The sequence below is a fragment of the Streptomyces sp. NPDC001920 genome (assembly GCF_053594495.1).
Window position 1 is genome coordinate 268,287 of sequence record NZ_JBSFEP010000013.1, and the last position, 15,636, is coordinate 283,922.

The 15,636-nt window shown below is 70.3% G+C and carries 15 protein-coding genes and 1 pseudogene; 8 read left to right on the forward strand and 8 right to left on the reverse strand.

Translation table 11 applies throughout. The features are described 5' to 3' along the window. Positions 1-57 precede the first annotated feature (57 nt). From gcvH to ACWCPI_RS23815, 5 genes are all read left to right on the forward strand, one after another. Entirely contained in the window at positions 58-435 is a 378-nt protein-coding gene (gene gcvH, locus ACWCPI_RS23795) for a glycine cleavage system protein GcvH (RefSeq protein ID WP_019759220.1), read from the forward strand. 25 nt (positions 436-460) lie between these two features. Next, complete coding sequence (gene glyA, locus ACWCPI_RS23800) at positions 461-1,732, forward strand: serine hydroxymethyltransferase (RefSeq protein ID WP_451040021.1); 1,272 nt, start codon at positions 461-463, stop codon at positions 1,730-1,732. Between the two features lie 93 nt (positions 1,733-1,825). Further along, entirely contained in the window at positions 1,826-3,193 is a 1,368-nt protein-coding gene (locus tag ACWCPI_RS23805) for an L-serine ammonia-lyase (protein ID WP_451039992.1), read from the forward strand. Positions 3,194-3,286: 93 nt separating this feature from the next. Next, the gene (locus ACWCPI_RS23810) at positions 3,287-3,844 is read left to right on the forward strand and encodes a glycoside hydrolase family 25 protein (protein ID WP_451039993.1); all 558 of its coding nucleotides are present in this window, start codon (positions 3,287-3,289) and stop codon (positions 3,842-3,844) included. 35 nt (positions 3,845-3,879) lie between these two features. Further along, positions 3,880-4,422, forward strand: coding sequence for an MOSC domain-containing protein (locus ACWCPI_RS23815; protein WP_451039994.1), 543 nt, complete (start codon positions 3,880-3,882; stop codon positions 4,420-4,422). A 70-nt stretch (positions 4,423-4,492) separates the two neighbouring features. Here the strand turns inward: ACWCPI_RS23815 and ACWCPI_RS23820 are convergent, their stop codons facing one another. Beyond that, the gene (locus tag ACWCPI_RS23820) at positions 4,493-4,711 is read right to left on the reverse strand and encodes an EF-hand domain-containing protein (RefSeq protein WP_019757682.1); all 219 of its coding nucleotides are present in this window, start codon (positions 4,709-4,711) and stop codon (positions 4,493-4,495) included. Between the two features lie 139 nt (positions 4,712-4,850). Between ACWCPI_RS23820 and ACWCPI_RS23825 the strand changes: the two are divergent. Continuing rightward, a pseudogene (locus tag ACWCPI_RS23825) lies at positions 4,851-5,410 on the forward strand (GNAT family N-acetyltransferase). Here ACWCPI_RS23825 and ACWCPI_RS23830 read toward each other — a convergent pair. The 3 genes from ACWCPI_RS23830 to ACWCPI_RS23840 form a co-directional block, all read right to left on the reverse strand. Further along, on the reverse strand, positions 5,407-6,591 hold the full coding sequence (locus tag ACWCPI_RS23830) for a YncE family protein (RefSeq protein ID WP_451039995.1): 1,185 nt from the start codon (positions 6,589-6,591) through the stop codon (positions 5,407-5,409). The pseudogene ACWCPI_RS23825 and the gene ACWCPI_RS23830 overlap by 4 nt on opposite strands. A gap of 188 nt (positions 6,592-6,779) precedes the next feature. Next, positions 6,780-7,256, reverse strand: a complete 477-nt coding sequence (locus tag ACWCPI_RS23835) for a DUF488 family protein, N3 subclade (RefSeq protein WP_451040022.1) — start codon at positions 7,254-7,256, stop codon at positions 6,780-6,782. A gap of 52 nt (positions 7,257-7,308) precedes the next feature. Continuing rightward, positions 7,309-7,704, reverse strand: coding sequence for a RidA family protein (locus tag ACWCPI_RS23840; RefSeq protein WP_451040023.1), 396 nt, complete (start codon positions 7,702-7,704; stop codon positions 7,309-7,311). Between the two features lie 130 nt (positions 7,705-7,834). On the opposite strand from ACWCPI_RS23840, the gene ACWCPI_RS23845 reads away from it, so the two are divergent. Then, the gene (locus ACWCPI_RS23845) at positions 7,835-8,806 is read left to right on the forward strand and encodes a helix-turn-helix transcriptional regulator (protein ID WP_451039996.1); all 972 of its coding nucleotides are present in this window, start codon (positions 7,835-7,837) and stop codon (positions 8,804-8,806) included. A 39-nt stretch (positions 8,807-8,845) separates the two neighbouring features. Here the strand turns inward: ACWCPI_RS23845 and ACWCPI_RS23850 are convergent, their stop codons facing one another. From ACWCPI_RS23850 to ACWCPI_RS23865, 4 genes are all read right to left on the reverse strand, one after another. After that, the gene (locus tag ACWCPI_RS23850; protein WP_451039997.1) at positions 8,846-9,349 is read right to left on the reverse strand and encodes an ATP-binding protein; all 504 of its coding nucleotides are present in this window, start codon (positions 9,347-9,349) and stop codon (positions 8,846-8,848) included. A 319-nt stretch (positions 9,350-9,668) separates the two neighbouring features. After that, complete coding sequence (locus tag ACWCPI_RS23855) at positions 9,669-10,436, reverse strand: enoyl-CoA hydratase/isomerase family protein (RefSeq protein ID WP_451039998.1); 768 nt, start codon at positions 10,434-10,436, stop codon at positions 9,669-9,671. Positions 10,437-10,528: 92 nt separating this feature from the next. Continuing rightward, positions 10,529-11,761, reverse strand: a complete 1,233-nt coding sequence (locus ACWCPI_RS23860) for a L,D-transpeptidase (RefSeq protein WP_451039999.1) — start codon at positions 11,759-11,761, stop codon at positions 10,529-10,531. A 171-nt stretch (positions 11,762-11,932) separates the two neighbouring features. Next, entirely contained in the window at positions 11,933-13,180 is a 1,248-nt protein-coding gene (locus ACWCPI_RS23865) for an Ig-like domain-containing protein (RefSeq protein ID WP_451040000.1), read from the reverse strand. Between the two features lie 156 nt (positions 13,181-13,336). On the opposite strand from ACWCPI_RS23865, the gene glgX reads away from it, so the two are divergent. Continuing rightward, the gene (glgX, locus tag ACWCPI_RS23870; RefSeq protein ID WP_451040001.1) at positions 13,337-15,592 is read left to right on the forward strand and encodes a glycogen debranching protein GlgX; all 2,256 of its coding nucleotides are present in this window, start codon (positions 13,337-13,339) and stop codon (positions 15,590-15,592) included. Positions 15,593-15,636: the final 44 nt, after the last annotated feature.

Below are 15,636 nucleotides of genomic sequence, written 5' to 3' on the forward strand. Positions count from 1 at the left end.
GGGTTTCCAGCACACCCCATTCCGCACCCCTCCCGCGCGTACAGGAGAATTCAGGCCATGAGCAACCCCCAGCAGCTGCGCTACAGCAAGGAGCACGAGTGGCTGTCGACCGCCGAGGACGGCGTCGCGACGGTCGGCATCACCGAGTTCGCGGCGAACGCGCTCGGCGATGTCGTCTACGCCCAGCTCCCCGAGGTCGGCTCGACCGTGACCGCGGGTGACACCTGCGGCGAGCTGGAGTCGACCAAGTCGGTGTCGGACCTGTACTCCCCGGTCACCGGCGAGATCACCGAGATCAACGAGGACGTGGTGAACGACCCGGCGCTGGTGAACTCCGCCCCCTTCGAGGGCGGCTGGCTGTTCAAGGTACGCGTCACGGAGGAGCCGGCCGACCTGCTCTCCGCCGACGAGTACGACGCCCACACCGCCGGCTGAGGAGTCGTAGCCCCTTATGACTGAGATGTCCGACAAGTCGCTTCTGAACACGCCCCTGCACGAGCTCGACCCGGCCGTCGCCGCCGCGCTCGACGCCGAGCTGGAGCGTCAGCAGTCCACCCTGGAGATGATCGCCTCCGAGAACTTCGCGCCGATCGCGGTCATGGAGGCCCAGGGCTCGGTCCTGACCAACAAGTACGCCGAGGGCTACCCCGGCCGCCGCTACTACGGCGGCTGCGAGCACGTCGACGTCGCCGAGCAGATCGCGATCGACCGGGTCAAGGAGCTGTTCGGCGCCGAGTACGCCAACGTCCAGCCGCACTCGGGCGCCTCCGCGAACCAGGCCGCCCTGTTCGCCCTGGCCCAGCCCGGTGACACGATCCTCGGCCTGGACCTGGCCCACGGCGGCCACCTCACCCACGGCATGCGGCTGAACTTCTCCGGCAAGCAGTTCAACGTGGTCGCGTACCACGTGGACGACGCCGGTCTCGTCGACATGGCCGAGGTCGAGCGGCTCGCCAAGGAGCACCGGCCGAAGGTGATCATCGCCGGCTGGTCGGCGTACCCGCGGCAGCTGGACTTCGCCGAGTTCCGGCGGATCGCCGACGAGGTCGAGGCGTACCTGTGGGTCGACATGGCCCACTTCGCGGGTCTGGTCGCGGCCGGTCTGCACCCGAACCCGGTGCCGTACGCGGACGTCGTCACCTCCACCACCCACAAGACGCTGGGCGGCCCGCGCGGCGGCATCATCCTCGCGAAGAAGGACTTCGCGAAGAAGCTGAACTCGTCCGTCTTCCCGGGCTTCCAGGGCGGCCCCCTGGAGCACGTGATCGCGGCCAAGGCGGTCTCCTTCAAGGTCGCCGCGAGCGAGGAGTTCAAGGAGCGCCAGCGCCGTACGGTGGAGGGTGCGAAGATCCTCGCCGAGCGGCTGACCGCCGACGACGCCCGTGCGGCCGGTGTGAACGTGCTCTCCGGGGGCACGGACGTGCACCTGCTCCTGGTCGACCTGCGCGAGTCCGAGCTGGACGGCCAGCAGGCCGAGGACCGCCTCCACGAGGTCGGCATCACGGTCAACCGCAACGCGGTCCCGAACGACCCGCGCCCGCCGATGGTGACGTCGGGCCTGCGGATCGGTACGCCCGCCCTGGCGACCCGCGGCTTCACCGCCGAGGACTTCGCCGAGGTCGCGGACGTGATCGCGGAGACGCTCAAGCCGTCCTACGACGCCCAGTCGCTCAGGGCCCGGGTCAGGGCGCTGGCGGACAAGCACCCGCTGTACCCCGGTCTGAACAAGTAGTTCCTTTCCGTGGGGTGTCCCGCACACTGGTCGTGAGCGGGCGGGGCACCCCGTGGAAGCCCTTCTGCACCACCCCGTATTGAGGAGTTCCCCGTGGCCATCTCGGTCTTCGACCTGTTCTCGATCGGCATCGGCCCGTCGAGCTCCCACACGGTCGGCCCGATGCGCGCGGCCCGCATGTTCGCCCGCCGCCTGCGCAACGAGGACCTGCTGCCCTCCGTCGCGTCCGTCCGTTCCGAGCTCTACGGCTCGCTCGGCGCGACCGGCCACGGCCACGGCACCCCGAAGGCGGTGCTGCTGGGCCTGGAGGGGGCCTCCCCGCGGACGGTGGACGTGGAGACGGCCGACGAGCGCATCGAGACCATCAAGGCGGAGGGCCGGCTCCGGCTGCTCGGCGAGCACGAGATCCCGTTCTCCTTCGACGACGACCTGGTCCTGCACCGCCGCAAGGCGCTCCCCTACCACGCGAACGGCATGACCCTGTGGGCGTACGACGCCTCCGGGGCGGAGCTGCTGTCGAAGACGTACTACTCGGTGGGCGGCGGCTTCGTCGTCGACGAGGACGCGATGGGCGCGGACCGGATCAAGCTCGACGACACGGTGCTGAAGTACCCCTTCCGCACGGGTGACGAGCTGCTGCGGCTGACGCAGGAGACCGGCCTGTCGATCTCCGCGCTGATGCTGGAGAACGAGCGCGCGTGGCGCACGGAGGAGGAGATCCGCGAGGGTCTGCTGGAGATCTGGCGGGTGATGCAGGCGTGCGTGTCGCGCGGCATGTCCCGCGAGGGCATCCTGCCGGGCGGTCTGAAGGTGCGCCGCCGGGCCGCGAACACCGCGCGCAAGCTGCGCTCCGAGGGCGACCCGAAGGCCCTGGCCATGGAGTGGATCACGCTCTACGCGATGGCCGTGAACGAGGAGAACGCGGCGGGCGGGCGCGTCGTGACCGCCCCGACGAACGGTGCCGCGGGCATCATCCCGGCCGTGCTGCACTACTACGTCAACTTCGTGCCGGGCGCCGACGAGGAAGGCGTCGTCCGCTTCCTGCTGGCGGCCGGCGCGATCGGCATGCTCTTCAAGGAGAACGCCTCCATCTCCGGCGCCGAGGTCGGCTGCCAGGGCGAGGTGGGCTCGGCCTGCTCGATGGCGGCGGGCGCGCTGGCCGAGGTGCTCGGCGGTTCCCCGGAGCAGGTCGAGAACGCCGCCGAGATCGGCATGGAGCACAACCTGGGCCTGACCTGCGACCCGGTCGGCGGCCTCGTCCAGATCCCGTGCATCGAGCGCAACGGCATGGCCGCGGTGAAGGCGGTCACGGCGGCGCGGATGGCGATGCGGGGGGACGGCTCGCACAAGGTGTCCCTGGACAAGGTCATCAAGACCATGAAGGACACCGGCGCCGACATGTCGGTGAAGTACAAGGAGACGGCGCGAGGAGGGCTGGCGGTCAACATCATCGAATGTTGACGATTCCACGTCAGGGACGCGTCACAGGTGCCAAAGTGGGACATACACCGGAGCCGACTCCTGCCCCCCACCGGCACGTCAGGGAGTTCCCCCATGCTGCGCGGCATCGACGTGAGTTCGTACCAGTCCTCGTCCTACGACACCGACGGCCTCTCCTTCGTCTTCATCAAGGCGACGGAGGGCCGCTCGTACGTCAACCCCAAACTCACCGCCCAGACCGAACGCGCCCGCGACGCCGGCCTGGTGGTCGGCTTCTACCACTTCCTGTGGCCCGGCAACCTGTCGGCCCAGGCGGACTACTTCGTCCGCCACGCCCCGGACCGGGCCGGTGACATCCTCGCCGTGGACTGGGAGACGACGAGCGACGGGACGCACGCGAGCAACGCGGAGAAGGACCTCTTCATCCGGAAGGTGAAGGAGAGGCGGCCCGGCAATCCGGTGGTTCTGTACGCCAACCGTCACTACTGGCTCGACGTCGACAGGACCTCGTACGCGGGTGACGGGCTCTGGATCGCCGACTACGTGGCCGCCGGCAAGCCCCGCATCCGGGCGAAGTGGCGCTTCCACCAGTACACGGACGACCCGCTGGACAAGAACGTGGCGGATTTCCCCAGCAAGGCGGCGCTGCGCGCGTGGGCCGAGAACGCCTGACGATTCGATCACCGAGCAAGGGAGCAGATTTCGGCATGGGTGCATCTGTCGCCGCGGTCAGCAGCAACGGGACGTACTCGTTCACCAAGCCGAACCGGGAGAGCATCACGCTCGTCGCCGGGTTCGGGGTGGAAGGGGACGTGCATGCCGGTGAGAGGGTGAAGCACCGGTTCCGGGTGCGGCAGGACCCCTCGCAGCCGAATCTGCGGCAGGTGCACCTCATGCACGCGGAGTTGTTCGACGAGGTGCGTGCGGCCGGGTTCGAGGTCGCGGCCGGGGAACTGGGGGAGAACGTCACCACCCGGGGGCTCGATCTGCTGGGCCTGCCCACCGGGACCCGGCTGCGGCTCGGGGACGAGGCCGTGGTGGAGGTGACCGGGCTGCGCAACCCCTGCGCTCAGATCGACGGCTTCCAGAAGGGGCTGATGCGGCAGGTCGTCGGGCGGGACGCCGAGGGCGGGGTGCGGTTCAAGGCCGGGATCATGAGTGTGGTCGTCGAGGGGGGTGTGGTGCGGGCCGGGGACCCGGTCCGTGTCGAGCTGCCGGACGGACCGCACCGGCCGCTGGAGGTCGTGTGACCGAGCGCCCCCGATGACGAAGGGGCGCCCGTGGCCGCGCGGGCGGTGGCCGGGCGCCCCTACGCGGGCGTCACTTGTTCAGGAAGGTCCAGAACTCGTCGAACGACAGGAGCTTGTCGCCGTTCAGGTCACGGCTCTTGATGATCGCCTCGGCGACCGCCTCGGTGACGTTCCAGTCGCCGCCCTGAGCCAGGGCGGTCTTGAACTCGGCGGCGGTGATGGTGCCGTCCCCGTCCGCATCGATGCGCTCGAACTGCTTACGTGCTTCCTCGATGTCGATGTTCGCCACCGGTCCGCCCCTTTACTCGCGTCTGCTCGCGTCTGTCGTGTTGTGCTGGCTTGCTGCCGCAGGTCAGATTAACCGCCCGCCCGCTCACCGGGTGCGGCGGCCACCGGGCGGGCGCGGAGTCACGGGACACGGAGGAGCGATGGTGGCACAGAGCCTGCGGGACATGCTGGACGCGGCGGCACGGGGTGTCTTCCCGCCCGAGGACGGCCGTACGACGGTCGTGCCCCAGCCGTCCGCACGGGACGCGGGGGTCCTCGCGTTCACCGCGCACAGCGTCGTCTTCACCGACGAGGATCCCGGATGGGTCCGCGAGACCCTGCGGGCCGCGGACTGCGACGCGCTCGCCGCACCGATGAACCCGCGTTTCCTCGCGGCTCTCATGGAGCGGACCGGGCGGATCTCCGAGACCGTCGACGCGCTCCTGGTCGGCTCCCCGCTCCCGGGTGACCCGGTCGGCGGGCGGCTGGAGGTCTCGTCGAGGTGGACGAGAGCGTACGGCTGCGAGGGCTGGGGCGGCTGCTGGTGACCGCCGCCCGGCATCTCGTCACGGAGCCGCTGTGGGCGCAGGTCGCGCCCGGGAACGCCCGCAGCGTACGGGCGTTCCAGGCAGCCGGTTACCGGCCGGTGGGTGCGGAGCTGCTGCTGCGCACCCGTGCGGCGACCCCTGCGCCCGCTGCTGCGCAACCACCCCTGCGCTAACGGAAGATGCCGGTGTGTCCCAGGGAGTACCGGCCCGGCTGCGGGTACACGGCGAGGCCGTGGGGGCCGCTGCCGACCGGGATGCGGGCGAGTTGCTCACCGGTACGGGTGTCGATGGCGTACACCTCGGCGTCGTACCGTCCCGACAGCCACAGCACCTTGCCGTCGGCGGAGACACCGCCCATGTCGGGGCTGCCGCCCTCGGGGAGGTGCCACTTCTTGGTGAGCCTGTTCTTGGTGAAGTCGAAGACGGAGACGCTGCCCTCGCCCCGGTTGGAGACGTACATCTCGCGCGAGTCGCGGCTGACGTAGAGGCCGTGGCAGCCCTTGCCGGTGGGCAGCAGCGTCGGCTTGTCGAACTTGTCGCCGTCCAGTACCCACATGCCGTGGGCCATCATGTCGGCGATGTAGAACCGCTTGCCGTCCGGTGACACCTTGACGTCCTGCGGCATGGCCCCCTCGAACGGCAGCTTCTGCTGCCCGACCACCTTCATCTTCTGCGTGTCGACCTTGAGCAGTTCCCCGCTGAACTCGCAGGAGACGATGAAGTACCGGCCGTCGAGGGAGAAGTCGGCGTGGTTGACGCCGTAGCAGGTGACCGGCTCGGTCTTGACCCGCTTCATGGTGTGGGGGTCGCGGAAGACGAGTTCGCGGTCCAGGGAGGCCATGACGACGGCGTACTTGCCGTGGGGCGTGAAGTAGAGGTTGTACGGGTCGTGGACCTTCACCTCCTTGCCCGCCTTGCCGGTCTTCGGGTCGATGGGGGTGAGGGTGTGGCCGCGGTTGTTGTTGACCCACAGGGTCTTCAGGTCCCAGGACGGCACGACGTGCTGGGGCTGACGGCCGACGGGAATGGTCTCGATGATCTTGTACGTCTTCGGGTCGATGACGGAGACGGTGTCCGACTCGGTGTTGGGGACGTAGACGCGGGACGGGAAGTCCTTGACGACCGGGGAGAGCTTGTTCGGGCGGTCGGCGGCGTAGACGTCCTTGGGGTCGAGGACGGGCGGCATGCCGGGCAGTCCGTCGACGGGCCGCTGCTTCGCGGGGGCGGGGACGGCGGCCCGGGTGCCGTCGCGGGACTCGGCGGCCCGGCTCCCGCCCGTGGCGGACTCGGTGCCGCAGGCGGCGAGCGCGAGGAGACCGACGCCGGCGAGGAGGGTGCGGTGGGTCAGGTTCACCGGACCATTTAATGAGCATGGTGCCGAAAAGCTCATGATTCACCCGAAGGGCGGATATGTGCGGGTCGCCCGGTCACAGCCGCGTCAGCCCAGGACGCTCATTGCGGGCGGTGACACGCCAGATGCACCGCCGCGGGCCGTCCACCGACTTCTCCGCCGCCGCGGTGCGCCCCGGCACCCACCGCCCCTCACCCCGGGCGCAGGTGCTCGATCGTGACCTGGTGCCGCTCGGTCAGGCGCCGGGCGATCAGCGAGCGGTGGCAGGCCTGCGGGTCGCGCTCGACGCAGAACAGCGCCGCCGTCCCCACCTGCGACAGCGCCGACACGATCGGCGTGAGGTCGGCGCGGTCGAGGATCTCGGTGGTGTAGCGGCGGGTGTACTCGGCGGCGAGTTCACGGCGCGTGCGCTTGCCGACCCCTCGGCGGTCGTCCTCGGCGTACTGCAGCAGGCGCAGTTCGGTGGTGGGGGCGAGCTCGGGGTGGTGCTCGTAGGCGATGCCGGCCTGGGCGAGGGCGGTCTGCAGTCGGCGTGAGTTCGCCCAGGCGTACTCGGGTCCACGGACCCCGCGGCGCTGACGTACGTCGAGCAGGAGGCGGACGTCCGCGTGCCCAAGCCGCGTCAGGAAGGTCTCGGCGTCGAAGCCGTAGACGCCGATCGTCACCATGGTGAGCACCCGAGGTCACCCTCCTGCCTGCTGCTCGGGCGGTCAGGTCGTGTCACGCCACGGCCGTCCCTTCGAGCTCGACCATCTGGCCGGGGACGGCCAGCCGTGTCACCCCGAGCATCGTGGTGGCCGGTGCCGCCCCGGCGGCGGCCAGGCGCGACGCCAGTACGCCGTAGTCCGGGAACAGCAGATCGACGTCGGTGGTGTAGACGTTGAGGCGGACGAGGTTCGCGAGGGACATGCCGGCCGCGCCGAGCACGGCCTCCAGGTTGTCGAGGCTCAGCGCCAGCTGTGCGGCCAAGTCACCGTCGTGCAGGGGCCTGCCGGCGTCGCTCATCGCGGTCTGTCCGGAGCAGTACAGCGTCCGGGTGTGCCCGCAGACGAGCTCACCCTGGTTGAATCCCAGCTCCGCCGACCAGGTCACCGGGTTGACCGCCGTTCGTTCCACTGCCACATCAGCTCCGTTCGCATCATCGGGAGTACGCCGTCGGTGCGGCAACCGCGCTCGTCGACGTCGTGCTCACGACCCTTCCAACAAAGCACGACACCCTTGGTCATGTATTCGATAGGGTTTTCGCATGCGCGCCGATCGGCTGGTCTCGCTGGTGCTGCTGCTGCGTCAGCGCGGTCGGCTGACCGCGAACACGCTGGCCCGCGAGCTGGAGGTGTCCACGCGTACCGTGCTGCGCGACATCGAGGCGCTGTCCGCGGCCGGCGTCCCGGTCTACGCCGAACGCGGCCGACACGGCGGGTTCGCGTTGCTGCCCACCTTCCGGAGCGAGCTCACCGGACTGAACCACGACGAGGCCCTCGCCCTGCTGACCGCCGGGGCGGGGAGCGGCGAGCGGGCGTTCGGCCTCGGCTCGGCGCTCGCCTCGGCCCTGCGCAAGGTGGTCGACGCGCTGCCCGAAGGACACCGGGCCACCGCGAGCGACGCGGCCCGGCGCCTTCTCGTCGAGCCGGAGACCGATCTGCTCTCACGCCGGTCGGCCACCGAGGAGGTGCCCGGCACGACGATGGTCGAGATACGGCGCGCGGTGTTCGCCGGACACCGACTGCGCATCCACTACGCCGCCACGGACCAGCCACCGCGATGGCGCACGGTGGACCCCGTCGGTCTGGTGACCGTGCGCGACCGGAGCTATCTGCTGGCCACGAGATCAGGCGCGGACCGCACCTACCGGCTGTCGCGGGTGCTGGCCGCCGAGGAACTCCGCGAGCCGGCCCAGCGGCCGGACACGGTGGATCTGGACCGGATCTGGCGGGAACGCTGCGCGCGGTTTCTGTCCGGCGGCCACGTCGCCGCGCTGGTCCGGGTCGAGCCGGAGCGGCGTGAGGACCTGCTGAGCACCGCGGTGGCCGTCCGCACCGCAGAACCCGAGGCGGACGGCTGGCTGCGGCTGGAGGTGACGTTCCAGGATCTACGGCACGCCGAGTGGGCGCTGTGGCAGCTCGGTACGGACGCTGAGGCCCTGGCGCCGGCCTCGTTGCGCACCTGTCTGCGCGACCGCGCCGCCGCGATCGCCACCCGCTACGCGGACGCGCCCTGAGAGCGGGTCAGGCACGCGGCCGGCACACGCGCACACCCCCTAACGGTCGGCCACCCGCATCTCGAACCATGTGGTCTTGCCGCGCGGCAGCAGGTCGACGCCCCAGCGGTCGGAGAGCTTGTCCACCAGGAACAGGCCCCGGCCGCTGACGTCCATCTCCTGCACCGGCATCAGGCAGGGCAGTCCGCGGGACGGATCGCGAACCTCGATACGGATCCAGCCGCGGCGGCGGCGCATACGCAGTCCGAAGACGCGGGCACCGGTGTGGCGGACGGCGTTGCCGACGAGTTCCGAGACGAGCAGGACCGCGTCCTCGGTCATCTTCGGACCCAGACCCCACTGGCGGAGCACGACCACCTGGGCCAGCCTGCGCGCCGTTGCGGCGGACTCGGGACGGGACGGGAGCGGAACCTCCGCCTCCGTGGGATTACCGAACAACTCCAGCGCCTTGCCAGCAGCTTCGTCCTCGGCCGCCGGCGACCAGCGTGCCGTGGTCGCACGGCTGTGTCCCCGCGGCTGTTCGATACCCTCCAGCCCCGCCATGCCCCCATCATGGCCGCCGACGGCGCCCCGCGTGGCCGTTCCTGTGGAATACACCCCCCGGAATCCGGCATTCCACAACACTCCGACGGCATATGACAGCGGCAGTTCAGAGCCCGCCGCAGCCTGTCCGACCTGCGGCGAAGGGTCTGCTGGAGGCAATCGACGGGCTCCCTCGACAAGGCACGCTTAAGGCTGCCTTAAGGCTGCCATAAACCGCCCCATCGAGGGACCCGGATCAGACACACCGTCAATTGCAAGTGGTTCTACGGAGTTTCACATCTGACGTCTACCAGGCGATCATCCGGCCTCGGCCGGACGGTCAGAGGAACTTCGCCTTGCCCGGCCCTTCTTCGACGAAGCTACGCATCCCGCGCTCCCGGTCCTCGGTGGCGAACAGGCCCGCGAACCAGTTCCGTTCGACCGCGAGACCGGTCTCGATGTCCGTCTCCAGACCCATGTCGATCGACTCCTTCGCCGCGCGCAGCGCGAGCGCCGGGCCCTGCGCCAGCTTCGCCGCCCAGGCGTGCGCCTCGGCGTGCACCTGGTCCGCCGCCACGACACGGTCCACCAGGCCCAACTCCCGGGCCTCCTCCGCCTTCACCATGCGGCCGGTGAAGATCAGGTCCTTCGCCTTCGAGGGGCCCACGAGACGGGCCAGCCGCTGGGTGCCGCCCGCGCCCGGGATGAGGCCGAGCAGGATCTCCGGCTGGCCCAGCTTCGCGTTGTCCGCGGCGATCCGGAAGTCCGCGCACAGCGCCAGCTCGCAGCCGCCGCCGAGCGCGTACCCCGTCACGGCCGCTACGACCGGCTTCGGGATCCGGGCCACCGCCGTGAACGACTCCTGCAGGGCCCGTGCGCGCAGGACCATGGCCGTGTGGTCCATGGCCTGCATCTCCTTGATGTCCGCGCCCGCCGCGAACACCTTCTCCCCGCCGTAGATCACCACGGCCCGTACGTCGTCACGCCGGCCCGCCTCCTCGGCCAGTTCCTTGAGCCTGTCCTGGGTGGCGACGTCCAGCGCGTTCATGGGCGGGCGGTCGAGACGGAGGGTGCCGACGCCCTCGGCGACTTCGAGATTCACGGTCATGCGAGCAGGTTAACGTCGACTAACGGGGACGGCCCCGGTGCCGTACCTCACACCGAGGCGGACATCCGGGGCCGTGCGCCGAGAGCACCTGGTCAGGCCTTCCACTTCTCCCACGACATGTTCCAGCCGTTCAGGCCGTTGTCCGGAGCCACCGTCGCGTCCTCGGAGTTCTTCACGACCACGACGTCGCCGACGATCGAGTGGTTGAAGAACCACGCCGCCGGGGCGTTCTTGTCCCACGCGCCCTTGACGTCGCGCAGGCCGACGCAGCCGTGGCTGACGTTGCGGTTGCCGAAGGCGTCGCCGCCCCAGTAGTTGCCGTGGACGAACGTGCCGGAGTCGGTCAGGCGGATGGCGTGCGGCACGTCCTTGATGTCGTACTCGCCCTCATAGCCGACCGTGTCGCCGTTCATGCGGGTCTGGACGAACTTCTCGGTCATGACCATCTGGCCGTTCCAGGTCTCGTACCCGGGTGCGCCGGTGGTGACGGGGATGGTCCTGACGACCTTGCCGTCCTGCATGACCCTCATCTTCTTGGTCTTCACGTCGACGACCGAGACCTGGTCGCGGCCGATGGTGAAGGAGACCTTCTTGTCCTGCTCGCCGTAGACCCCGGAGCGGCCCTCGACACCGTCGAGGTTGAGGTCGACGGTGACCTTGGTGCCTTCCTTCCAGTACTTCTCGGGCCGGAAGTCCAGACGGTCGTTGCCGAACCAGTGACCCGCCACCTCGACGGCCGGCTCGGTCTTGATGGTGATCGCCTTCTCGACGTCCTCGGGGTTGGTGATGCCCCGGTCGAACCGGATCGAGAACGGCATCCCGACGCCGACCTCGGATCCGTCCTCGGGCGTGAAACGGCCGAGGAAGGTGTTCTTCGGGGTCAGCGTGGTGAAGTCGGCCTCCTCGGCGGCCTCCGCGCCCTCGGCGTCCTTGGCGACCGCGTGCACCGTGTACTTCGTGGCGGCGGCCAGGTGTGTGGACGGCGTCCATGTGGCGCCGTCGCCGGATATCCTCCCGGCTATCGCGTTGCCCTTGGCGTCCTTGACCTCGACGGCCGTCAGTCTGCCCTTGTCGGCGGTGACCTTCAGCGCTCCGCTGGTCTCGACGGACTTGGCGCCGTCCTTGGGGGCTATCGTCACGACCGCCCGCGACTCCTTGGCCCGGGCCGCACCGGAGTCCCCGCCCTTGCCGTCGCCGGTTCCCGAGCCCGATCCGCCGCTCCCCCCGCACGCGGTGACCGTGAGCAGCAGTACCCCCGCGAGTGCCGCCATCCCCTTGCGCCTGCGCGCATCAACCGACGCCCCCGATATCGGCCGCACGTTCAAAGTCGTTCTCCCCTCCCCGGGCCCCCCAGGACCCGCTCCCCCGCGCGGCTACCGCGCGCACCGGCGCATATTAACCACAAGGCCAGGGGCGTCGGCGCCGCGCGATTGTCACCGTTCCGTTCCAACATCGGCAGATAGCCGGTTGGTCGAGCAACACACCCCCCTGTCCGGTTACTTCACCGCACTCCCCGCCTTCCACTCCTTCCAACCCATATTCCAGCCCCCGAGGCCATTGTCGGGAGCGACCTTTTTGTCGTTGCTGTGGACGACCTCGACGACGTCCCCGACGAGGCTGCGGTCGAAGAACCAGCCCGCGGGCGTCTCGGAGCCGCCGCCCTTGACGTCCCTGAGTCCCACGCACCCGTGGCTGACGTTGCTGCGGCCGAAGACCGAGGCGTCCGCCCAGTAGTTGCCGTGCAGGAAGGTGCCGGAGTCGGTCAGGCGCATGGCGTGCGGGACGTCCGGGATGTCGTACTCGCCCTTGCCGTTCTTCTTCTTGAAGCCGACCGTGGCACCGTTCATGCGGGTCAGTTCGAGCATCTCGGTGACGACCATCTTGCCGTTGTAGGTGGTGGTTCTCGGGGCGCCGGCCGTGATGGGGACACTGGTGAGCAGTTCGCCGTCGCGCCGTACCTCCATGGTGTGCTTCGCGGCGTCGACGAGGGAGACCTGGTGGCGGCCCACGGTGAAGGAGAACGTCTTGTACTGCAGCCCGTACACCCCGGGCGCCCCTTCGACGTCCCGCAGGCGCAGCGCGACGGTGACCCGGGTGCCGGGATTCCAGTAGCGCTCGGGGCGGAAGTCGAGGCGGGCCCTGCCGAACCAGTGCGGGCGGATCTCCACGGCCGGCTCGGCGGTGACCTGGACGGCGCGTTCGACCTCGGCGCGGTTCGCGATCTGCCGGTTGAACTCCAGGGAGACGATCATCCCGGTGCCGACGGTGGCGCGGTTCTCCGGGGTGACGTATCCGATGAAGCGCTCCTCGGGGACGTACGTGGTGAAGGTCGTGTGCCGGGCGCTGCGCCGCCCGTGGCCGTCGACGGCCACCGCGTCGACCGTGTACCTGGCGGCCAGCGCCAGGCCGGTGTCCCGGGGTTCCCAGCGCAGGCCGTCCTCGGAGATGCGGCCGGGCACCTCGGACTCCTGAGCGTCCTGGGACCTGACGACCTTCACCGACTCCAGGCGCCCGCTGAGCACACGGACACCGAGCCGGTCGTCGGGGCGTACGCCTTCGGTGTCGTCGTCCGGCGTGACCCGGATGACGTCCTCGGGCGCGGGCGGTTTGCCGAGCATCCGGTCGATGCCGCTCCGGCCGGCGTCCGAGGTGCAGCCGGCCGCCCCGGCCAGCAGGCCGGCCCATGTCAGTACGGCGGCCAACACGGCCCCCGCGCGCCGCGCGCGCCCTTGTACGTGCCTCACGAAGACCCCAACGACCGGGGTGGCCCTGGGGAAACGTGAGTGCGAGGCACCCGGTGGGCAGAACAGTGGGGAGGACGACGCGAGGGGAGCCGCGGACCGGGACTCCGTGGGCTCCTTCCCCGTTCGTGTGGTCCCTGAGCCGTGGGAGGCCGACAGGTGTCGAGCGCAGCCGAGCAGGAGGCGGTGCCCCAGCAGGTCGCCGCTGAGGAGGGGCGCCCGGCCTCGGTGGTGAACGGGGCGCGGCGCAAGGTGCCCGCGGTGCCCGTGTGGCCGGGCACGCCGGTGCCGCTCGGCGCCCGCTTCCGGGTCGGACCGGACGGGGTGGCGGGCACCAACTTCGCGCTGTGGGCGGGCGGGGCGGAGGCGGTCGAGCTGTGCCTGTTCGACGAACACGGCAAGGAGACGCGCGCCAGGCTGACCGAACTGACGCATGAGATCTGGCATGGCTTCGTGCCGGGTGTGATGCCGGGCCAGCGCTACGGCTACCGGGTGCACGGCCGCTGGGACCCGTGGACCGGTGCCCGCTGGAACCCGGCGAAGCTGCTCCTGGATCCGTACGCGCGGGCGGTGGACGGCGACTTCAGCCTGCCGCCGGAGGTGTACGGCCATGTCCGGGACTGGCCGCAGCAGCATGTCGCCGACACGGTGCGCGACGAGCGGGACTCGGCGCCGTACGTCCCGAAGGGCGTGGTCGTCCACGACGAGGCGCCCGACGACGAGTGGCTGGACGACCGCCGGCCGAAGACGCCGTGGGCGGACTCGGTGATCTACGAGGTGCATGTGCGCGGCTTCACCAGGCTGCACCCCGGGATCCCGGAGGAACTGCGCGGCACCTACGCCGGTCTGGCCCATCCGGCGGCGATCGAGCACCTGGTGAAGCTGGGCGTGACGGCGGTGGAACTGCTGCCGGTGCACCAGTTCGCGCACGAGGACCATCTGCTCCGCAAGGGGCTGCGCAACTACTGGGGCTACAACTCCATCGGCTACTTCGCGCCGCACGCCGCGTACGCCGCCACCGGTACGACCGGCCAGCAGGTCGGCGAGTTCAAGCGGATGGTCCGCGCGCTGCACGCGGCCGGGATCGAGGTCATCCTCGACGTCGTCTACAACCACACGGCGGAGGCCGGCGAGTTGGGCCCGATGCTGTCGTTGAAGGGCATCGACAACCGGGGGTACTACCGGTTGCAGTCGGACCCGCGCCGGTACGCGGACTACACGGGCTGCGGAAACACCCTGCACGTCGTCCAGCCGCACGTGCTGCGGCTGATCACGGACTCGCTGCGGTACTGGGTGACGGAGATGGGGGTGGACGGCTTCCGCTTCGACCTGGCGGCGGCACTGGCGCGCTCGATGCACGACGTCGACATGCTGTCCCCGTTTCTCGCCGTCATCGCCCAGGACCCGGTGCTGCGGCGGGTGAAGCTGATCGCCGAGCCCTGGGACGTGGGCTCGGGCGGCTACCAGGTGGGCGCCTTCCCTCCGCTGTGGACGGAGTGGAACGACCGCTACCGCAACGCCGTACGGGACTACTGGCGAGGCGCGCTGCCGGACGTACGGGACCTGGGGTACCGCCTGTCGGGGTCCAGCGACCTGTACGCGTGGGGCGGGCGACGGCCGTACGCCTCCGTCAACTTCGTGACCGCGCACGACGGTTTCACCCTGCGGGACCTGGTGTCCTACGAGCGCAAGCACAACGAGGCCAACGGCGAGGGCAACCGGGACGGCACGGACGACAACCGGTCCTGGAACTGCGGTGCCGAGGGCGAGACGGACGACGAGCGGGTACGGGCGCTGCGGCGGCGGCAGCTGCGGAACCTGCTGACGACCCTGCTGCTGTCCACGGGGGTGCCGATGCTGGTCGCCGGTGACGAGCTGGGGCGGACCCAGCGCGGCAACAACAACGCCTACTGCCAGGACAACGAGATCAGCTGGCTGGACTGGGGACTGCTGCAGGACCCGGCCTGGAGGGCCCTGTTCGACCTGACGTCCCGGCTGATCGAGCTGCGGCACCGGCATCCCGTGCTGCGGCGGCGGGCGTTCTTCTCCGGGCGGGCGCACTCGGCCGACGGGCTGCGGGACCTGGCCTGGTTCACCGTGCGGGGCACGGAGATGACGGAACGGGACTGGTACGCGCCCGCCGCCACGCTGGGCATGTATCTGTCCGGACGGGACATCCCGGGGCGGGACGAGCGGGGGGCGCCGATCGTCGACGACAGCTTCCTGGCCGTGCTGCACGCGGGCGACCGGCCGGTGAGCTTCGTGCTGCCCGGTCCGCCGTGGGCGCAGCGGTACGAGGTGGTCGTCGACACCTCGCGCGAGGAGCAGCGGGAAGCGCCGGGCGAGGAACATCGGGCGGGGACGGAGATCACGGTGCCGGCGCGGGCGGTGCTGCTGCTGAGGGCGCACGGCTGAGGCGGCCCCGCCCGACACCCCGGACCGGCCGCCCCGGCGACGCG